This is a genomic window from Paenibacillus sp. 01T443 (assembly GCF_056398325.1).
This window is the reverse complement of sequence record NZ_JBFTPE010000001.1, coordinates 179,737-201,471: the sequence shown is the minus strand read 5'-3', so window position 1 is coordinate 201,471 and position 21,735 is coordinate 179,737. Positions and strand designations below refer to the sequence as shown.

Here is a 21,735-nt window from a genome sequence, read left to right as displayed (position 1 = left end):
GAAGCAAATGACAGAATTAACGGTGCAAAGCATAGCGGGAGCTTTATCCGAGGCTGCAGGCTTAATGGCAGCTGCGGGAGATAATTTACATGCAAAGCAAGCACAGGAGCTAAACAGTAAGCTGACCGATGGTCTGCTTACTGTCGCTTTTTGTGGACATTTTTCGGCGGGTAAATCAACATTGATCAATCGTTTATGCGAGGCGAAGCTGCTGCCCTCTAGTCCGATTCCGACAAGCGCGAACGTGGTATCCATCCGCGGCGGTGAACGGGCTTATGCAGCTGTTGAGATACTTCGTGACGGCGTTCTCTCCAAAGCGGAGGTGCCGATCGACGAGCTTGATCGCTATTGCGTTGACGGAGAGCAGTTTACTTCGGTATCTATTGTCTATCCAAGCAAGCGTCTCGGGAACCATACCGTGCTTCTTGATACACCTGGTATCGATTCCACCGACGATGCACATCGGATGGCTACAGAATCGGCGCTGCATCTTGCTGACGTCGTGTTTTACGTTATGGATTATAACCATGTGCAATCCGAAATCAATTTTTCTTTTGCGAAGCAGCTGAAGGATTGGGGTAAGCCCTTATACTTTATCGTAAATCAGATCGATAAGCATCGCGACCGCGAGCTTTCTTTCGCCAGTTATCGCCAAAGCGTAGAGGACGCGTTTCATGCTTGGCATTTGGAGCCGGCAGGAATCGTTTATTTGTCGTTGCGCGAGCCGGAGCATCCACATCAGGAGTGGGACCAGCTGATGGAATTGCTAGATCAGCTTCAGATGATTCGAGGGACGCTTTGCGTCTATAGCGTTGACGCTTCCTTGCGCCATTTGGCTGCCAGCCATTTGAAATGGAGCGAGCTTCAAGCGGAGCCTGAACGTGAAAGGCTGCTTGAGGAGGCTGGCGGAGAAGAGGCCGCGGCGCGTGTAACGGCTGAAATGGGAAGGCTGAAGGCTCTCTTGCAAAGCTTGTCCGAGCAAAAAGAGGTTTACCGGGCTCAGTTGCGTAAGGAGCTGCAATCGCTGCTGGATAATGCGAATATTACGCCGGCAGGACTGCGGGATTTGGCCCAGTCGTTTCTGGAGAGCCGCAAACCGGGCTTTAAGGCAGGCTTGCTGTTCGCAGCAGCTAAAACGGCTGCGGAACAAGAACGCAGGCTGCAAGCTTTCAGCGAGGAATTAAACAGCTTAATCAGCGCGTCTATCGATTGGCATGTCAAGCATTTGCTGCGCGGGGAAGCTGAACGTATCGGCTTTAACGGCGAGCGGTTAGAAGATGAGCTTGCGGGCAAGCTGGCTTGGCTGCCTGATTCAGATTGGCTCATTTCGAGAGTAAAAGCCGGAGCGGTGATCGGAAACGAATATACGATGACGTATAGCCGTGACCTGGCCGCGGATGTGAAGGCAGTATATCGCCAGCGGGCGCTAGAGCTTATCGACGCGCTGGCGGATCATGCAGCGGCGGGATTTGAAGCCGCTGCTGCCGATGCAGAGGCACAGCTTGCTGCGCTGCGCGCGCAGGCTGGCGCTCTTCAGGCGCTGGCGGCGATTGCGAAGCGAGCAGGCGAGCATCAGGCGCGGCTTGCCGCTGCGCTGCCTGAAGCACCGGATAGGCCGGTTTTGCCTGCGCCGCGGACTGCGGGCGCGGAAGCCCGTGCGCTGGCGGCGGCTGAGACCGCTGCCGCTGGAGCCGCGGAGCGTGTTGCGCCGGCGAGCGCCGTCGGCGGACGCGGCGGCGCAGGAGCGCCGCCTGGCGCCGCGGCTGGGCGCAGCGCCTTAGCGGGCGGTGCAGCCCTAGCGCAGCAGCACAGCGCTGCTGCGCGCTTAGCGGGCGCCGCGGAGCTGCTTGCGCCGCATGCTGCGCTGGCGGCGGCCGCGCAAGCGATGCGCGAGAAGGCGAAGCGGCTGCAGGACAGCCGATTCACCATCGCGTTGTTCGGCGCCTTCAGCGCCGGCAAATCATCGCTCGCGAACGCGCTGATCGGCGAACCGGTGCTCCCGGTCTCGCCAAATCCGACGACGGCGGCGATCAACCGTCTCGTGCCCCCTACGGCGGAGCACGGACACGGCACGGCGCGCATCGTCATGAAATCGCGCGCCGCAATCGAAGACGACGTGCGCTACTCCTTGGCGCTGCTCGGTGAGAAAGCCGGCATCGACCAGCTGCCTGATGCTGCAGCGCTTATGCGGGCGATTGACCGTCTTACCCCCGATTCGATCGGGGCCGGCGGCCGCCCGCACTACAGCTTCCTGCGCGCAGCCCGCGCAGGCTGGGAAGAGCATGAGCCGCTGCTTGGGCAGCAGCTTTCCGTTGACCAAGCAGCTTACGAGCGCTACGTCGCTGAGGAATCGCGTTCTTGCTTCGTCAGCGAAATCGAGCTGCATTATGACTGCGAGCTCACCGCGCAGGGCATCGTGCTGGTGGATACGCCAGGCGCGGACTCCGTTAACGCGAGACATACGGGCGTGGCCTTCAACTATATTAAAAACGCCGATGCCGTGCTGTTTGTGACCTATTATAACCATGCATTCTCACAGGCCGACCGTCAGTTTCTCATGCAGCTCGGCCGGGTTAAAGATCAGTTTGAGCTCGACAAAATGTTTTTCCTCGTTAACGCAGCGGATTTGGCCGCAGACGAGGAGGAGCTGGCCGGCGTATTAAAGCATGTAGAGACGAACCTGCTTCAGCATGCGATTCGATCGCCTCGCCTATTCCCTGTTTCCAGCCTGCAGGCGCTTGACGGCAAGCTTGACGGAAATGCTGAGCTGCTGAAGCGCTCGGGCATCGAAGCCTTTGAGCACTCATTTCTATCCTTTATTCAGAACGATCTTGGTCGCCTGGCGATCGAAGCGGCGGAGGAGGATCTTAAGCGCTCGGCAGCAACGGTTGCTGGCTGGCTGCAGAGCGCAGAGGGAGATGCCTCTGCGCGGGAGACGGAGCTCAAGGAGCTTCTGCTTGCCGTTAGCGACGCGAAGCGAGAGATCTCTGCACTGCAAGGTACTTCTATGCCGGAGCAGTTAAAACAAGAGCTGAGCGAGCTGCTGTACTATGTGGTTCAGCGCATTCAATACCGTTTTGGCGAATTTTATAATCTGGCCTTTAATCCTGCCTCATTGCAGGATGACGGACGTGACCTGCGTAAAGCGATATGGACATCTTGGCTTGAGCTGCAGCGGCTTGTCCAGCTTGAGCTGTCACAGGAGATGTTGGCCACTTCTTTGCGAATGGAACGCGGCGTTCATACCCAGCTGCAAAAGCAATATGCCAGCACAGCGCAGCGCCTAGAATCGTCTATCGCTTCTTACAGCGCAATCCCATATTCGCCTGCGTCACTGCCAACGCCAGATGAGCCTGCGGCCTGGGAAGCGGACTCCATTGACGCAAAGCTTCTTTGGAGCCGATTCAAATCTCCGCGCCAATTTTTCGAGGGAGAGGGCAAAGGCTTGCTCCGCAAAGAGCTTGAAACTTTGCTTGCCCCATCGTTAAATGGTTGGATGGCAGAGCAAACCTATCTTTGGACATCGCTTTATGAGCAGATTTGGCTCAATGCAGCCGAACATGCCGGAAGCCGGCTTGAAGCGGATATGCTTGCCTATGAAAACGGCAAGCGGGTTTCATTAACTGGAAGCGCGGATATTGCGGAGTTGAAAAATCTTTACAAGCAATTAATTCATCTCTAATTGTCAATGGAACTTCATTGTTCTATCGCATTAACAGCTGAATGCTTTTGCGGACTTGCTTTAAGTCTGCAAAAGCTTTTTTTGTTTTTGTGTGTTTCTGTGCAAAAAGTGAGCAATTGGCACATATTTGTAATGATTTAGGACCATTTGGGAGCATTAACCGTTTCCAATTTACATATCGCGACTATAAGCGGACTCAATCTCCTATATGAATATTTATACTGTTTGCTCGCATTTCACGATGCTGATAATATTCACTCATGCTTACAAAATAGATACGGGGAGATGGATTTACTTGGACGTTTTAAGGCAGTTGAAAGCATTCTATTGGGCGGAACGAAAGTTTTTGTTCTCTTCCATATTATGCTTAATGTGCGCTACGGCGCTCGGACTTGTCTATCCGAATTTGCTGCGTTACCTTATTGATGATGTGATCACGCCACAGAAATTCGAATTGGTACCTGCGCTTGCGTTTACGGTGGTTGGAGTCGTTTCATTTAAAGGCTGTATGCAGTTTCTACATGGATTTTTTGGCGGTCGACTCGGAAACCGAGTGGCATTCCGCTTGCGGAACGCTTTGTATGACAAGCTGCAAACACTGTCGTTTCAATATTATGACAAGGCGAAGACGGGTGACCTCATGTCACGTCTGACAGCGGATCTTGAAGCGATCCGGAACTTTATCGGCTTCGGTTTTGCTCAAATTTTGAACATGGTACTGATGATTGTTTTCGGCGGCGCCATGATGCTTTCGATCCATTGGCAGCTAACGCTGATTACGCTGGTAACCATCCCGCTGCTCGGCTTTGCGGCCATTCGCTTCGAGCGCAATATTCATCCCGCATTCCGTGAAATGCGTCAGGCGATGAGTAATCTTACCACAGCGGTTCAAGAGAACATAACCGGTGTACGCACGGTCAAATCCTTTGCTAGAGAATCGCATGAGGTAACCAAATTTTCGGTGCGAAGCGAAGCGTATCAAACGAACCAAGTCGGCGCAGCAAAGATTTGGGCCAAATTTTTCCCAGTCATGGAGCTTGTCGCTAACTTAAGCGCTGTCATCCTGCTCGTCACCGGTGGTATTCTCGTTATTAACGGTTCGCTTAAGCTTGGCGAATTCGTCGCATTCTTCAGCTTGATTTGGTACATTATCGGTCCGATGTGGGGACTTGGATTTCATATCAACAACTACACGCAGTTTAAAGCTTCAGGCGAGCGCGTGCTTGGACTGTTGAATGAACATGTCCACGTCAAAAACACGGAGCATGCGATTGAGGTCAGCAATGATTCCGTGAAAGGGCATGTACGCTTTGATCATGTTACGTTCAGCTATCCGGATAAATCGCCGGCCGTGACGGATTTGGTCATCGATGCGCCAGCAGGCTCCGTTATCGGGTTTCTGGGAGCAACCGGCTCTGGTAAATCGACGATCATTCAGCTGCTGATGAGAGCTTACAATGTAAAAAACGGAACGATCACACTGGATGGCATTGACATCCGCAACTTGGATGTTGCCAGCCTTCGCCGTTTGATTGCACCGGTATTCCAAGAAACGTTCTTGTTCTCGGCGTCGATTAAAGACAATATCGCATACGGCGTGCGCGACGTAACACCGGAACAAATCGAATACGCTGCAAAGCTTGCCAAGGCGCATGAATTTATCATGGAGCTGCCGCTTGGCTACGATACGATCGTCGGCGAAAGAGGCATGGGCTTATCCGGCGGACAGAAGCAGCGGATCGCAATCGCGAGAGCACTCATTAAAAATCCGCGCATTCTCATCTTGGATGACGCGACCAGCGCCGTTGACATGGAAACCGAGCATGAAATTCAAGCGGGCTTTAAGGAACTGATGGCTGGGCGAACAACCTTCATTATTGCTCACCGGATTTCTTCGCTCCGACATGCCGATGAAATTATCGTCCTGGATAAAGGCCATATCGTGCAGCGGGGCACCCATGCGAAATTAATAGCTCAGCAAGGCCCTTATCGGGATACTTACAACATTCAATATGCTGATTATCCGCTTGATGATACAACATTGACTGCGGGGGCGCATGATCGGAAAGGGAGTACCGTATAATGAGCACGAGTGCCAAAGCAAAGGTTAGCAACAAAAACGAACGCTTCATTTATCAAGACGATGAATTGATCGAAAAGCCCTTTAACTGGGGACAGCTGCGCAGATTGTTCATGTACATGAAGCCTTATACGAAGCAATTAATGCCGGTAATTTTTATGATGATTTTGGGTACCATGACGCGTCTAGGCGTACCGGCGCTTGTCATTCTGGCGATCGATGAAGCAATTGCTCCGGCGAATGGAGCAACGAGCGTACCTAAGCTGCTTATCATCGCGGGCGTCATGCTTTTATTGTATATTATCCAATGGGCATCCAATACGTACCGAATCAAATATACGAATATTATCGGACAAAAGGTGATCTATGATTTAAGGAATCATTTGTTCCAGCATATTCAAAAGCTCAGCTTCCGCTTCTACGATAAGCGGCCGGCGGGTTCCGTGCTTGTCCGCGTAACAAACGATGTTAATGCGCTGCAGGATTTATTTACKAACGGGGTCGTCAACCTTTTGATGGACTGCGTTCAGCTGTTCGGTATCGTAATCATCCTGCTCGTTTGGAACTTCAAACTCGGCATAGCCGTGATGATAACCGTTCCGCTTATGTTCCTCGTCTCAACGACCTTGCGCAAAAGAATTCGTTTCGCTTGGCAGGACGTTCGGATTAAGCAGTCGCGAATCAATTCCCATTTGAATGAAAGTATTCAAGGGATGAAGGTTACGCAGGCTTATGTGCAAGAAAAAGATAACATGAGTTTCTTTGACCATATGAATACGATCAACGTAAAATCATGGAACAAAGCGTCGGCGATGAACCAAGCATTTGGACCCGTCATTGAGATTACCTCCGCAATCGGAACCTTTATTCTATTCTGGTACGGCGCTCATCTCATTCAAGTCGGCGCGATTACAGTAGGTTTGCTAGTCGGATACGCCAACTATATCGGTAACTTTTGGGACCCGATCAACCGTCTCGGACAAATGTATTCCCAGCTCCTTATCGCTATGGCATCATCGGAACGAATCTTTGAATTTATTGACGAAGAGCCGACGGTTGCCGAATTAACGCAGGCGAAGCCGCTGCCTAAAATTAAAGGCGCAGTTAAGTTTGATCACATTGTGTTCGAGTATGAGAAGGGAAGGCCGGCGCTTAAGAACGTGACGATTGATGTGAAAGAGGGTCAGTCTATCGCGCTCGTTGGCCACACCGGATCAGGAAAAAGTACGATCATCAACCTGCTCTGCCGCTTTTATGACCCCGTTGAAGGCCGCGTGCTGATCGATGGTATCGATATTCGCGACGTAACGATTGAGAGCCTGCGTTCGCAGGTAGGGATCGTTCTGCAGGATACGTTTATATTTGCAGGCACGATTCGTGACAATATCCGCTATGGCCGATTGAACGCAACGGACGATGAAGTGGTGAAAGCAGCTCAAGCCGTAAATGCGCATGATTTCATTATGGGGTTGCCTGACGGGTACGATACCCAGGTTGAAGAGCGCGGTAACGTACTTTCGATGGGACAACGTCAGCTGCTCTCGTTTGCAAGGGCTTTGCTGGCTGACCCGCAAATCTTGATTTTGGATGAAGCGACGGCAAGCATCGATACAGAGACGGAGCTAAAAATCCAAGAGGCGCTTAAAGCGCTGCTTGCAGGACGCACGTCGTTTATGATTGCCCACCGTTTGTCGACGATCCGTCATGCGGATGAAATTATCGTGCTTGATCATGGTCGAATCGTTGAGCAAGGCAATCATGAAACGCTTATAAACAAACGCGGCGTTTATAATGGATTAATCGAGGCGCAGTATCGTTTTCTGTAAAAATGGTTGATTTTTCATCAAGGAACCTCCACAATGGAAGAAAAAACGAACCGAGGCGTTTGCCCAAGCCGATCATGGCTTGGGTAAACGATTCGATTTGCTTCCAGGAGGTTCTTTTTCTTTATGTATGGATCACCCTTAACAACGAATGCCCGTAAATTGCTGCTGCTAGGCTCAGGCGAACTTGGGAAAGAGGTTGTAATAGAGGCACAGCGTCTAGGCATCGAGACGATTGCCGTTGACCGCTATGAGCATGCGCCTGCCATGCAGGCCGCGCATCGCAGCTATACAACCGATATGCTGAACGGCGCTGAGCTGCGCCGCATTATCGAGTTGGAGAAACCGGATTATATCGTTCCGGAGATCGAAGCGATTGCAACGGAAACGCTGCTGGAGCTTGAGAAGGAAGGACATCGCGTCATCCCGACGGCGAGAGCAGCTTGGCTCACGATGGACCGTGAAGGCATACGCCGTTTGGCTGCGGAAACGTTAGAGCTCCCGACGGCGCCTTATCGTTTTGCCGATACGCTTGACGAATTGCGGCTTGCCGCGGAAGCGCTTGGATTTCCATGCGTCATCAAGCCGATTATGAGTTCATCGGGCAAAGGGCAAAGCGTATGCCGTTCTGAAGCAGAGCTTGAAGCATGCTGGAGCTATGCAATGGAAGGTGGACGTGCGAAGAAGCAGCGAATTATCGTAGAAGGCTTCGTTACGTTCGAATCCGAAATTACATTGCTGACCGTTCGTTCGGTCTCAGGGACAAGCTATTGCCCGCCAATTGGCCATGTTCAGAAGGATGGCGATTATATTGAATCCTGGCAGCCTCATGAAATGACGGAGGAGCAAATCGCGCAAGCGGAGGCCATTGCACTGCGTATTACAGACGAGCTCGGAGGTTATGGCCTATATGGGGTTGAGCTGTTCATAACAAAGGATGGCGTGTTGTTCAGCGAAGTGTCGCCTCGTCCGCATGATACGGGAATGGTCACGATGGCGACACAGGATCTATCTGAATTTGCACTTCATGTGAGAGCAATACTAGGTTTTCCAATTCCAACGATCCGCTTGCTGACACCAGGTGCTTCACGCACCTTAAAAGCAGACAGAAAGTCCACCGATTTCCGCATCGGCGGAATTGAAGAAGCGTTGTCTGTTCCGAATACACAGGTTCGATTATTCGGTAAGCCAGAGACAAAGGTAGGAAGACGCATGGCCGTTGCTCTTAGCTCTGCATCTGACGTCGAGCAGGCACGTGATCTGGCTCGTACGGCTGCCGAGGCGCTTTATATCGAATACGGCAAATAATAATTCGCAAAAATTAGATCGTTTTCAAGGGGATAATGCCTTGGAAACGATTTTTTTTATGTTTTTTTCACATTATGTCATATAACCTGACATGAACATAAAGAGTCTCGTATCTCCGACCGATATAAGAAGTAGACCAGAGAATAAGGATAAGGTGGGGGAAATTATGTTTGTATATGTATTACGTCCGTTTTCAGCTTTTATGTCGAGGCTTCGTTATGGACAAAAGTTTGCTTTCGTTAGTTTGTTGATGGCTATTCCGATTGCAATGCTGCTTGTCATATGGCTGAGCGAGCAGCAGCAAGAGCTAGCCTTTATTGAAAAGGAGCGGATAGGCGCTTCGCAAATCAATGAAGTCATGCCGTTCATGCTGCTGGTTCAGCAGCACCGGGGATTGGCAAATGGTTATTTAAACGGTAATGCGCAGTCCATATCAGAATTAGATAAGAAAGAGCAAGAGATAACCGAACTTTTAGCTTTGATGGAGAAGTCGGAGCGCCTGCAAGAATTCCCGGATTCCTATCAAAAATGGACATCGCTCAAATCGGATTGGAATCAACTTGCGGGAAACTTCCGTACGTTGACGCCCAAGGATAGCTTTGACAAGCATTCTTCATTAATCGATCAAGTAGAAGAGCTGATCGTAAGCTATTCAGACGAATCGGGCTTGTCCCTCGATACAGAAATGGATTCTTTTTATTTAATGATTATGCTCGTTCAGCAGCTCCCCGTGTTAATGGAGAATACAGCGGTTATTCGCGGACAAGGCAACGGTGTACTCGTATCCAAGCAGCTGTCAGAGGAAATGAAAATTAATTTGCTGCTTGAAATGGCCAAAATGGATGCTGCCTTCAAAGATCTCAATAAATCACTTGCTATTGTCACAGCATTGGACACGGAGCTTAACAAGGAAATACGGTTAACCGGAGAGCAATCGATTGAAGCAACCAACAAGTTTCAAACACTCGTAAACACGGAAATTATAGAAGCTTCCGCGATTAAAAAGAGTGGTGAAGATTTTTTTGCTGAGGGGACGGCGACTATAGGCGTACTCAATCAAATGTTTACCCGCGTTAATGATGAGCTGGATCGAATATTATCGGCACGCAAAGGGGAGCTGAATCATAGCCGAAATTTCATTCTTGCCGTGACGCTGTTGTCATTGCTGCTTGCAGCCTTGTTTTATGCAGGTTTTTATCGAAATGTCATAAATACGGTCAATGCGCTAAAAAAACGCGCGCAGGAAATGTCAATGGGGGATTTATCGTATGAGCTTCAATTAAATACGAGAGATGAACTGCAGCAGGCGGGTCATGCTTTCAATGAAATGCTGCATTCGCTGAATGAGCTGCTGCGGCGCAATCAACGCATCTCAGAGAAAGCAGCGGCATCCTCCAGTCAATTAATGGATATATCGCATGAGTCAACTTCTGCAATGAAGCTTATCGCGACCGCGATTCAAAGCGTCTCCAGCGGGACGGAGCTGCAAAGCTTTTCGACTAACGAAACGGCAACCGCAATGAATGAGATGGCAATCGGGATTACGCGAATCGCAGAGGCAGCCTCTGAGGCAGCTGATGCCGCGGCGAAGGCAAACGAGAAACTGCGGCTTGGAGATGAGCAGTTGGAAGAGACTGCCCTGCAAATGAACAGCATTAAGAGCACGCAGGTGGAATCCGCACAAATCGTCGCGAAGCTTAACGAGCATTCCGTCCAAATTGGTCAAATTGTTGTGACGGTCATGTCGATCGCTAAACAAACGCAGCTGCTTGCGCTTAATGCGAATATTGAAGCAGCAAGAGCCGGAGAGCATGGGCGCGGATTCAGTGTTGTAGCCTCTGAGGTAGGCAAGCTTGCGGAGCAAACGGCTCATTCAGTGGACTCTATATCTCATTTGCTGTCGTCAGTTCGGATGCAAGTTGATGAAACCGTGCTTGCGATGGATGCCATGCGCGAGGAAACAGACACGGGACTTCAAGCGATTGGGCGTACGCAGCAAACAATGAGCAGCATTTTGATAGACATTAGACAGATGAGTGATCAGGTTCAGGAGGTTTCGGCTGCCTCTGAACAGATCTCGGCTGGAATGGAGCAGGTTACGGCAGCTATCGGCGAGGTTGCAAGCGTGTCGCATAAAACATCAGATGATGCGGAAACCATGGCAGCGGCAACAGAACAGCAGCTGGCCTCTATGGAGGAAATTCAAACCTCCGCGGAAGCGCTGAGTATAATGTCCCGGCAATTGCAGGAGGATTTAAGCCGTTTCGTACTTGCAAGTGAATGAAAAGCAGGCTATTATAATTAACGATCATTTTAATTGCTGGAAAGCATAATCATACGGTTGGAGTGCTCTCTGATCATTAAAGGCAGGTGTTTACTCGGTGGGTAAGAAACAAAAGAAAATCTCTTCACCGATGTCGAAATCAGCTCCGAAAGCGGAGTCGGATAACGGTTTGACGCTCAAGGATTTATTGAGCAGCGAAATGCTTAACAAGCTGAAAGCGCAAGCGGATGAGATGAAGCAGACGGAAGCCGCGCGGAAGGAAGAGCTGCGCAAGCAGGAGGAAGAAAAGAAAAAGCAGGAACAAAAGCGCTTAGAAAATGATTTCTCGTATTTGCTTGAGAATAGCGATCCGAATTGGTCTAAGCATAAATAGCAAATACATGGTTGTTTTTATCCATGCATGCCAATAAGCTCATGAAAAGCACCTTCGGGTGCTTTTTTATATATATAAGAATTTATATGTTTTCACATATAAATGTGCTTATATATCTCCGCGAAACGACTGCTTTTGCCACAGAGTACGGCGACAGCTGTTTACGCTTGTTTTTAGGTGTAAAAGCTCCTTTACTGGAGAAGATCTAATCCTCATAATAAGGCTTTAAATGGCATGTCCAGCAGCATGATGAAGAAGGTTGTTTAGATAGTCCACTATTACAAAAAATTTCGAATATTAAACTGTAACCGTATTCATTAGTATTGAAATCAGGAACAAAACATTAAAGACGCTCGATATTACAAGGGAGGTATACCATGAAACAAAATAGTAAGACGTTATCCGTCCTTATTCTGGCCATTTTTATGCTGGCAACTCTGCTTGCTGGATGCTCGGTCGGCTCTAACAAGGAAAACGCGGCAGAGCCTTCGCAAACCGAAAAAACAACAAGCCCCGAGAACAACAAGAATGAACCGGCAAATGTACAAGCAGATGATACGAAAGAACCGGTTAAACTGAAATTCACATTCTGGGGAAGCCCGCAAGAGAAAACGGCAATTGAGCAGGCTACGAAAAAGTTTACAGAAAAATATCCTTGGATTACGGTTGACGCGATTCATATCCCGGAGGCGGATTACGATGCGAAGATCACCGCAATGGTAGCGGGGAATGACTCCCCGGATCTTGGCTATATGCATGGGGAGCTGGCGGATCCGTGGCAGAAGGAAGGCAAATTCGTTAATATGTTCGAGCTGCTGGACAAAGACGACGAATTGAAGCGAGAAGATTTCTTGGATTATATTTGGTTCAAGTCTTCCGAGGACTTCGCTTATGGAATCAGCACAGCTGGGGAGACGTTCGGACTGTTTTATAATAAAGACCTCTTCGAAACGGCAAAACAAGCCTATCCGCCGTCCAAACCGGAGGAAGCTTGGGACTGGGATCAATTCGTCGAAGTGGCCAAAAAGCTAACGCTGGACAAAAACGGCAAGAATGCTTCGGAAGAAGGCTTTGATCCGAATAATATCAAGCAGTACGGCGTGTCGTTCGAAACATGGCATGGACCGATCCACGCAACCGTCATTAACAATGAGGGTGAATGGATAACGAAGGACGGCAAGTTTGGGTTTAGTGAGCCGCAAGCAACGGAAGCGATTCAAAGACTTGCTGATCTGATCAATGTTCATCATGTTGCGCCTTCGCCGGTGCAAATGAAATCGATTCCGTCGCAAGCGGTCGCGCTGCAATCCAAGCTAGTTGCCATGTCTATGCACGGACAATGGATCAACCTTGATCTTGGAGCAGCCAAAGTTAACTACGATATCGGCGTTCTTCCGAAAATGAGCCGTTCCGTTCCAATGGGCATCAGCGGAGCCTCCGTCATTTACAAATCCAGCAAGCATCTGGATGAAGCCTGGCTGTTAACGAAGTTTTTGGAAAACCCGGAAGGCTCTCTTGACCTGTACAGCGGCGGATTATGGATGCCGACCATGACGAAATGGTATACCGAGCCGGAGCTTATTGCCAAATGGGCAGAGAATAACCCGGCGCATCCAGCCGGCTTCAAGGATGCGATGATGAACAATTTGCTGAACAACGGCGTGCCTAATGGATCCTACTATATTAAAAACTTCTCCAAGGTGAACGCCATTACGTTCTCTGGTATGGATGAAGTATGGCTTGGCAGGAAAACAGCCGCAGAAGCCATGAAAGAAATCGAAGCGAAGGTGCAGCCGGAAATTCAAGGGAGATACGATGTAAGCCCATAAGCTAGAGGAGGAGAATTTCTATCCGGGCGACCAGCAATGCCGGTTGCCCTAACCTAACAAAAGTTTGGAGAGAGCAACTATGAAATCAATAGCGGGCTTCCGGGAACGCTCGATCGTGCAGGAGCGTGCCGGCAGAAAAAAGCGTTCATCCAAGGAGTTCGGCTACGGCATACTTTTCGCGTCACCTGTATTGCTGGGCTATCTCATTTTCGTCATCGTACCGATTGTGGCAACGCTGTACCTTAGCTTCACCTCGTACAGCGTTGGAACGACGCCGAAATGGCTGGGGTTCGATAATTACGTCCATTTATTCGAGGGAGCCGATCCTTTTTTCTATCCGGCAGTAAAGGCAACCCTCTATTATGTGGGGCTGAGCGTACCCCTTGGCATAATTCTATCTTTCTTTGTAGCGATCTTGCTTAACCAGAAAATCGTGGCCAGAGGATTTTTCCGCAGCGTATTTTATTTGCCGGTCATCATTCCGCTCGCTGCCTCGTCGATGGTATGGATGTGGCTGCTCCAGCCGGATTTCGGTATCGTCAATTATGCGCTGGATTCGGTTCATTTGCCATCCTCGAAATGGCTGGGCGATACGACATCCGTAGTGCCGACGCTTATTTTGTTCAGCTTCTGGACACTGGGGAACACGATTGTTATTTTTTTGGCAGGCTTGCAAGGCATTCCCTCTCATCTCTATGAAGCCATCGACATTGATGGCGGAAATGCATTTCATAAGCTCATATACATCACGATCCCGATGAGTTCTCCTATTATTTTCTTCAATACGGTCATTGCCTTTATTAACGGCTTTCAGACCTTTGTCCAGCCAGCTGTCATGACGCAGGGGGGACCGAACAATTCAAGCTTGTTTTATGTGCTTTACTTGTTTAATGAAGGCTTCAAATCTTCCCGAATGGGGAGCGCAAGCGCAATTTCGGTTCTGCTGTTTATCGTTATCGTATTATTTACCGCGATCATTTTCTTCTTCTCCAAATCATTTGTCTATTACGAAGGAAAGGGGGGGAAGAGATGAGAAAGCTTCCTGTTCTGCAGCGCTGCGTCATTTACGCATTGCTGCTCGCGGGTACCGTGTTTTGTTTATTTCCGATATTTTGGATGCTTCGTACTTCGTTGATCGGAATGGGTGATCTTTATCAGATGCCGCCGACTATTTTTCCAGAATCACTCAGCTGGGAAAATTACAAAACGGCTCTTGAAGCTTATCCATTCGAGCGGTTTTTCGTTAACAGCACGATTGTAACCGGATCCGCTGTCGTAGGCGTGCTGCTTTCAAGCTCGATTTGCGCATACAGCTTCTCTCGGATCGATTGGAAGGGCAGAGATAAGGTGTTCGGTTTTATTCTGTCTGGTTTAATGATTCCGTTCTTCGTGGTCATGATTCCGCAGTTTGTTTTCTGGAATGCGCTGCATCTGACGGACACGTTCGTACCGCTTATTGCGCCATCTTGGTTCGGAGGCGGCGTGTTTAATATCTTTTTGCTTCGCCAGTTTTTTCTCAGTATTCCGAGAGACCTGGATGAAGCGGCTAAGGTTGACGGTGCCGGACATTTCCGTATTTATTGGCAGATCATTTTGCCGGTAGCGAAGCAAGCCATGATTGTCGTAGGTTTGTTGACGTTTCTCGCCAATTGGAATGACTATCTCGGGCCGTTAGCCTTTATCACCTCGGAGAAAAATTATACGCTCATGCAAGGACTTACACTGTTCCAAGGCTCTTATTCGGCACAGTGGCATCTCATGATGGCAGCCACCGCCGTCATTGTCATCCCATCGCTAGTTATCTTCTTCATCGCGCAGCGGCATTTCATTGAAGGAATTGCGATGACCGGCATTAAAGGATAATGACGTCAAAAAACGCATAACGCTCACGCTTGTCATGCTGCTAGCTGCAAGCAGATAGGATTCGCATTATAAAGTAAGCGCTTTCATCTATGCTTGTTTGGAAATTATAAAAACTATTGGAGGAGATTCTATCATGTCACGATCGAAAAAAAGGATAAAGCGAACCGTTTCCCTCGCCTTGGGACTTGCGCTTGTCTTCGGGAGCATCCCACCGCTCGCATCAGCGGCCAATAATCCTGGAATGCCCGTCTTTAAAAGCTCGGGCACCGTTATTCCGCAGGAGCCAGCAGCCTATTCACCTGAACAAAGCATGATGCAAGCCATCTACGATATGGAGAAAAACGGTACTGATTTCTGGATGGATCGGTTGTTGGCGCGTCCCGGCAACGATCCTGCCAGAGAGGCTCGCGGGGTAGATTTAATGACCCGCGGCAGAGCCTTGTATATGAAGGAGCACACGCCGGGCACGATCGGCTTTGCCGGAAGGACAGCTTACCAGGATGTGCTTGGCGGCAATGCTTATACGGTTACGTTCAGTGGCTTGACTTTAACGGAGGATGTCAGCAAACGGCTGCAAATGCCTAGCCATTGGAGAAGCGAGCATAATGCGCAAGGATTAAACGTCGTGCAGCGCAAATTTATTACGGATAATAACGTTGCGATAACGCTGCTTGACCTCAAAAATACAAGTGCGGAAGCCAAATCGGTAACGATGACAGTTAATCCTTCGTTCGTATCCAAGGCAGAAGGCGATGAGCTAACGGGTGTGGTCAATTCCGCCCGAAATCTAACGAAAATTATGACGCGTATATCCGGCAGCGGGATGTCAGCTGCGGATAACAAGCTTACTCGGACGATAAGCATTCCGGCCGGAGCAACGCTGCAGGCTAATGTGGTTATGGGATTCACCACGACTGAAATTCCGGAATCGCTGACGGAGTATAACGTCTACAAAGGTCTAAATAATGATGATGCGCTTGCGAAGCAGACGCAGGATTATAACAAATGGTGGGCGGATAATGTACCGTATATCGATGTCCCTGATGAAAACATTAAGAAAATCGCGTATTACCGGTGGTGGCTGAACCGTTTCAACTATCTTGATGCCAACATCCCCGGAAATGACTTTCAATTTCCTACCTCAATAGAAGGCGTACTGGGCTACAATAATGCGATCGTATTGACGCAGCCCATGCACATTCAGGATCTTCAATATTTGCGTAATCCCATGTATTCGTATGGGAACTGGGTATCGGTGGGCGAAACCTCCAACGGCGGCGCTTTTACCGATAACCCGGGCATGCCGGACAATTGGAACAATTACTACACCCAATACCTATCGGAAGCGGCATGGAACAGCTACAAAATTCATGGCGGGCAGCCCGAGATTATCGGTAACTTAGCTCATTATGCGGAGAAGGACGTTGCTGGTCAGCTCTATCGCTTCGATACTAACAACAATGGCGTCATTGCATACGACTGGGGAGCATTAACTGGAAACGATGCGGATGCCGTCTCTTTTCACTGGAAATCGGGCAATCAAGAGCGGGCAGAGGGCGCATACGTTTATGGAGGAGCGAAAGCGGCAGCCGAAATGTACGGGTTCCTAGGTAATGAGGATAAGGAAGCCGAGCTTGGCGCAATAGCTGCGGACATTCAAGAAGGCATAATGGAAGAGCTTTGGGACGAAGAAGATCAAGTATTCAAGCACCGCCATATCAGCTCGGACGAACTTAATCCGTGGAAAGAAATTAACAATTATTATCCGTTTACCGAAGGCGTACCGCCAAACGAGGATACGTACAAGGAGGCTTTCCGCTTATGGCAGGATGCAGCCGAATATCCGATCTTCCCGTTTTTCACGGCGAATCAGAAGGATAAAGCAGCTGCAGCGGCCCAAGGGGAAGCGGGCTCCAACAATTTTTCGACCATCAACTCAACGGTAACGTTCCGTTTGTTCGCGAAAGCGCTTCGGGATTATCCATCGGAATACATTACGGCAGATATGTATAAGCAGCTGCTTTATTGGGTGGCTTGGGCGCAATATTACGATGGGGATACGCGCTATCCGGATGCCAATGAATTCTGGGCGAACTGGAATCCTGCTACTCAAAAAATCGATTATCGCTCTTGGATTCATCACAATATTCTTGGGAATTACAATTATACCTTAATCGAGGACGTGGCAGGCTTTCGTCCAAGGCTGGACAAAAAAATCGAGCTTTGGCCGCTAGATATCGGCTGGGATCATTTCACGGTTAACAATCTGAACTACCATGATCAGGATTTGACGATTGTATGGGATAAGCCAGGGGACGGCACGACGCATAACGGTACTGCTCCTGAGGGTTATTCCGTATTTATCGACGGCGAGCGTGCTTTCACGGCGGATAAACTCGTTCAGCTGGTCTGGGACCCGGATACAGGCAAGGTTGAATTCCCGGACGACGACGGAACGGTAATTTTTGAAAGTACAATGGACCAAATGAAGGAAGCAAAGGATGTTGCGCTGACAGGCGACAGAATGGTAGACATGTTCCAGAAGGCGGGCATCGACCTAGATCCAGAAACGGCTGGCTTCCCGAATCTAGTCGCAGCAGAAGGAGTAAAGCAATCCGCTTCGTTTGTGGCAGCGGGTACGAAAGTTAGCGACGCGGTGGACGGTTTCACGATATCCGGAACATCCAAGCCGCGTGAAGCTGCCTTCACGCCGCCGATCTGGGGGAGCAAAGGCTCGCCAAATGCGACGGATTGGTATGAAATTGATTTCGGGCAGCAGACGGCATTTGATAATGTGAAGCTTTACTTTTACAACGATCGTTTAGCTTCCGGAGGCTACAGTGAGCCATCCATGTACAAGGTCGAATATTTCGACGGTGCGCAGTGGCTGCCTGCCCAGAAGCCGTATAAGCTGCCGAAGATCCCTCAGGCGAATTTGAACGAAGTACAGTTCCCGGCTGTTACAGCCAGCAAAATGCGGGTAACGATGACGCATAAGGGAGCGAACAAAACGGCGCTAAAAGAAATTCAAGTGTATCATACTGGCATTATTCCTCCTGTTCCGGTTAATGAGAAGCCGGAGGTCGCGGCAGCGCAAGATAGCGGACCGAAGCTGCCGCTGCAAGCAAAGCTAATCGGAAGCGCAGTGGATGACGGATTGCCAGACGGCAGCGTCTCGGTGAACTGGAGTAAGCTAAGCGGTCCGGGGAACGTCGTGTTCGCCAATCCGAAGGAAGGAAGCACAACCGCAACCTTTACGGTCGCTGGAACCTACACGTTAAAATTTGAAGCAACCGACGGCGAGCTCTCGTCCGATACTGAGCTGACGGTCGTTGTTGATCCTTTGCCATCGGAAATTAACGTGGCGACCTTCGCGACGCCGACAACCTCCTTCGTATCAAGCTGGGAGTCACTTGCTGCGGTCAATGACGGCTTGGATTGGCCAAATTCGAATCCGCCGAACGGCGTTTCCGCAGGTGGAATTCCGAGATATGGCAACTGGAGCCAGCAAGGGACGCAATGGGTGGAATATACATGGAGCAGCCCGGTGAAAATCGGAAAAGCTTCTGTCTCTTGGATGGATGACGGCGGTGGCGTGAAGCTGCCAACCTCTTGGAAGCTGCAATATTGGGACGGCACTAAGCTTGTGGATGTGGCTGAGCCTACAGCTTACGGCTTAACCAAAAACGGTTACAACAACGTCCAGTTCAAACCCGTGACGACGACTAAGCTGCGTATCGTCATGGTCAGCAATAATGCATCGACAGGAATTTTGGAATGGAAAGTGTTAGCTGAACCGCCTGTAAGCGTGAAAGCTGTCAAAGTACCGACGCTCGTTGGCGAGCAGCCGCTATTGCCAGCCAAAATCGAGCAAACGTACGCTGATGGTTCCATACAAGCTGGTAAGGTGACTTGGTTCCCTATAGATCCAGAGCTTCTGCAAAATCCAGGCTCCTCGTTCAAGGTGACGGGAATCATCGAAGGTTCGACGCTGCAAGCGGAAGCTACCGTATATGTCAGGGTCACAAACGCTGTGCAGGTGACCAATATTACCGATATTAACGCGGTTACTTCCGTGGGCAAGGCTCCGGTACTGCCTTCGGCAGCCGATGTTTTATACAACGACGGTTCATGGGATAACGTAAGCAGCATCATTACCTGGGATACCATTGCACCGGAGTCTTATGCTCAGATCGGCCAGTTTATCGTAGAGGGCTCTATCTCAGCCTCGACGACAAAGGTGAAGGCATACGTTTCGGTCACCGGAGGCACGGTGACAGCAATCGGGGCCGTACAGGTTACAACTTCAGCCGGCGTGGCACCGACGCTGCCAGCCAAAGTAGTCGTGACCTATGAAGGCGGAGCAAGCGCAGATCTGTCTGTTACATGGGACGCGATTGCTCCAGCAGCTTACGCGCAGCCGGGCTCTTTTAAAGTAAACGGAACCGTTACAGGTACGACAAAGAAGGCAGAGGCAACCGTCACCGTTACGGAAGCGCAGAACGCGGCAGCCGCGACTCTCAGCGGACCGGAGAAAATAGAAGGCGGAGAAGCCTTTGATGTCGTTCTCGGTATTAGCGGTGCGGATCAATCGATTTTCGCCGAAGATATTGTAATCGCGTTTGATGCCGATAAGCTTGAATGGCTTGGCGCAGAGGATGAGCTGTTGAACGAACATTTCGCCCTCGTCGGTGAAACTCAGAAGGATGGAGAAATTCGTCTCATCACCGCAAAAATCAACGCCGCAGGCTCAGAGGTAAACGGCCCGCTCGTTAAGCTTTTGTTCAAAGCTAAGGATACGGATAGCGGAGCAATGGCAAATATCACGATAATGAAAGCGACTGCCGCTGATGCAGCGGGGCTGGAGACGGTGCTTGCGGGAGCCGGGTATAGCATTCAAATTAACGGTGTGAATAAAGCAGTGCTCCGCTCACTTATTACGGAAGCGCAGCAGGCGCATGATGCAGCAGTCGAAGGTACGAAGGTTGGCCAGTATCCTGTCGGTTCCAAAGCTGCGCTTCAAGCGGCTATTCAAGCAGCGCAAGCCATTGTTGCTAAGAGCGGCGTAACTTCTGCTCAAATCGAGCAGGCCGTCCAGCAATTGAATGACGCACTGCAATTGTTCAAAGCTTCAATCATCAAAGCACTGCCAGGCGATGTGAGCGGCGATGACAAGGTGAGCGTTGGCGATCTTGCAATCGTAGCGGTATCCTATGGCAAAACGTCAGCACATCCGCAATGGGAGCAAATCAAAAAAGCGGATATGAATAAGGATGGGAAAATCGATATCGAGGATCTTGCAGCACTTGCCAGACTTATTCTAGGTTAATCGTTGATACGAAAGCTTAGGCAACCAAGGGGAAGGCGAATCTGCCTTCCCCACCTACTTACGGAGAGGAAGAAACGTCCTATGAAATTGAGATGGCTGTCCGCAATGCTAACGCTGCTGCTTTGTTTCTCCCTATTCCCGGCTGCTGCCGGTGCTGCGAGCTCTCCAGAATTTACGATGAGCTTAGCAAAAGAGAAGCAACTGGTCGGACAAATGATCACGGTGACTGTCGATGGGGCTGGCTTGACGGATATGTACGCTTACGAATTGACGTTTAACTACGATTCGAAACGATTGAAGCTGCTCGGAGCGAAGTCCGATATTAAAGGCTTCTCGATCAAGCCGATTATCGAAAACAATAAAATCGTATTTGCTCACACGAAAACCGGCGCAATCGCTGGCGAGAATGGGAAATTGACTTTATGTACGCTTACCTTTGAAGCTTTGGCCGAAGGTAAGGCCAGCATAGAGCTGACTGCTGCCAAGCTTGTGGACAGCAAGCTTAAGGCGACCCAGCCTGCGGCTGCTTTCCAATTAATAAGCAGCATCAGCGGTAAAGCGGAAAGTGCTCATTTTAACGACATGGAGAATCACTGGGCAAGAACGAATGTGGAAAGAGCAGTCGGCTTAGGCATCGTGAACGGCTACGGCGACGGAACGTTCAAGCCCGGCCGCAGCATTACGCGCGCGGAGTTTACAGCGATGCTGGTCAGAGCATTAGAAATTCAAACAGCAGATACGGTTACGACAGCTTTTTCGGATACAGCGAATATACCATCATGGGCAAGGCCGTATGCCCTAGCAGCAGCTGACAAAGGTTTTATTAAAGGTTACGAAGACGGCTCGTTCAGAGCAAATCTTCCGATCACGCGCGCCGAAATGACTGTGATCCTAACGAGAGTATTAGGCTTGACGATCGATATAGACCAACGCACCACATTCGCGGATCGTGATCAAATTCCTGCATGGGCTGAGCCATCTATTGCAGCTGGGGTAGAGAATTCGCTCGTTCAAGGCCGTGGAGGCAATCGATTCGCGCCGAACGCATCCGCAACGCGGGCAGAGGCTGTCACCTTAATGCTGAACATGTTGGATAAGCGGGTTGTAGAGGCAGAGGAGTAGTCTTCTGATAGGGGTGGATGGTCAAGTCATGGAAGATAAGAG

The 21,735-nt window shown here is 49.9% G+C and carries 11 protein-coding genes; all 11 read left to right on the top strand.

Annotated features, from left to right (window positions below; translation table 11 throughout):
• The first annotated feature begins 7 nt into the window (after window positions 1–7).
• The 11 genes from AC1DLI_RS00885 to AC1DLI_RS00835 all read left to right on the top strand — a co-directional run bounded on the left by AC1DLI_RS00885 (window position 8) and on the right by AC1DLI_RS00835 (window position 21,693).
• Window positions 8–3,682, top strand: a complete 3,675-nt coding sequence (locus AC1DLI_RS00885) for a dynamin family protein (protein ID WP_477598893.1) — start codon at window positions 8–10, stop codon at window positions 3,680–3,682.
• 295 nt (window positions 3,683–3,977) lie between these two features.
• A complete protein-coding gene (locus AC1DLI_RS00880) occupies window positions 3,978–5,765 on the top strand; it encodes an ABC transporter ATP-binding protein (protein WP_477598892.1) in 1,788 nt (595 codons plus the stop codon).
• The gene (locus AC1DLI_RS00875) at window positions 5,765–7,588 is read left to right on the top strand and encodes an ABC transporter ATP-binding protein (RefSeq protein WP_477598891.1); all 1,824 of its coding nucleotides are present in this window, start codon (window positions 5,765–5,767) and stop codon (window positions 7,586–7,588) included. The genes AC1DLI_RS00880 and AC1DLI_RS00875 overlap by 1 nt, the downstream gene beginning before the upstream one ends.
• Before the next feature lie 123 nt (window positions 7,589–7,711).
• On the top strand, window positions 7,712–8,893 hold the full coding sequence (gene purT, locus AC1DLI_RS00870) for a phosphoribosylglycinamide formyltransferase 2 (protein WP_477598890.1): 1,182 nt from the start codon (window positions 7,712–7,714) through the stop codon (window positions 8,891–8,893).
• A gap of 166 nt (window positions 8,894–9,059) precedes the next feature.
• Window positions 9,060–11,177 carry a methyl-accepting chemotaxis protein gene (locus tag AC1DLI_RS00865; protein WP_477598889.1) on the top strand — a complete coding sequence of 706 codons (2,118 nt, stop codon included), beginning with the start codon at window positions 9,060–9,062 and terminating at the stop codon, window positions 11,175–11,177.
• A 97-nt stretch (window positions 11,178–11,274) separates the two neighbouring features.
• Entirely contained in the window at window positions 11,275–11,550 is a 276-nt protein-coding gene (locus tag AC1DLI_RS00860) for a YqkE family protein (RefSeq protein WP_477598888.1), read from the top strand.
• Between the two features lie 377 nt (window positions 11,551–11,927).
• Window positions 11,928–13,379: an ABC transporter substrate-binding protein gene (locus tag AC1DLI_RS00855; protein WP_477598887.1), complete on the top strand. Its 1,452-nt coding sequence runs from the start codon at window positions 11,928–11,930 to the stop codon at window positions 13,377–13,379.
• A 79-nt stretch (window positions 13,380–13,458) separates the two neighbouring features.
• Entirely contained in the window at window positions 13,459–14,412 is a 954-nt protein-coding gene (locus AC1DLI_RS00850; protein WP_477598886.1) for a carbohydrate ABC transporter permease, read from the top strand.
• Window positions 14,409–15,242, top strand: a complete 834-nt coding sequence (locus tag AC1DLI_RS00845) for a carbohydrate ABC transporter permease (protein WP_477598885.1) — start codon at window positions 14,409–14,411, stop codon at window positions 15,240–15,242. The genes AC1DLI_RS00850 and AC1DLI_RS00845 overlap by 4 nt, the downstream gene beginning before the upstream one ends.
• A 133-nt stretch (window positions 15,243–15,375) precedes the next feature.
• A complete protein-coding gene (locus AC1DLI_RS00840) occupies window positions 15,376–20,571 on the top strand; it encodes an Ig-like domain-containing protein (protein ID WP_477598884.1) in 5,196 nt (1,731 codons plus the stop codon).
• An 81-nt stretch (window positions 20,572–20,652) separates the two neighbouring features.
• Window positions 20,653–21,693: an S-layer homology domain-containing protein gene (locus AC1DLI_RS00835; RefSeq protein ID WP_477598883.1), complete on the top strand. Its 1,041-nt coding sequence runs from the start codon at window positions 20,653–20,655 to the stop codon at window positions 21,691–21,693.
• The last annotated feature ends 42 nt before the right edge of the window (window positions 21,694–21,735 follow it).

Bases quoted from the DNA above. Each gene is read 5' to 3' on its own strand.
- AC1DLI_RS00885 (WP_477598893.1), top strand. From the start codon at position 8: ATGACAGAATTAACGGTGCAAAGCATAGCGGGAGCTTTATCCGAGGCT.
- purT (WP_477598890.1), top strand. From the start codon at position 7,712: ATGTATGGATCACCCTTAACAACGAATGCCCGTAAATTGCTGCTGCTA.
- AC1DLI_RS00865 (WP_477598889.1), top strand. From the start codon at position 9,060: ATGTTTGTATATGTATTACGTCCGTTTTCAGCTTTTATGTCGAGGCTT.
- AC1DLI_RS00855 (WP_477598887.1), top strand. From the start codon at position 11,928: ATGAAACAAAATAGTAAGACGTTATCCGTCCTTATTCTGGCCATTTTT.
- AC1DLI_RS00850 (WP_477598886.1), top strand. From the start codon at position 13,459: ATGAAATCAATAGCGGGCTTCCGGGAACGCTCGATCGTGCAGGAGCGT.
- AC1DLI_RS00845 (WP_477598885.1), top strand. From the start codon at position 14,409: ATGAGAAAGCTTCCTGTTCTGCAGCGCTGCGTCATTTACGCATTGCTG.
- AC1DLI_RS00840 (WP_477598884.1), top strand. From the start codon at position 15,376: ATGTCACGATCGAAAAAAAGGATAAAGCGAACCGTTTCCCTCGCCTTG.
- AC1DLI_RS00835 (WP_477598883.1), top strand. From the start codon at position 20,653: ATGAAATTGAGATGGCTGTCCGCAATGCTAACGCTGCTGCTTTGTTTC.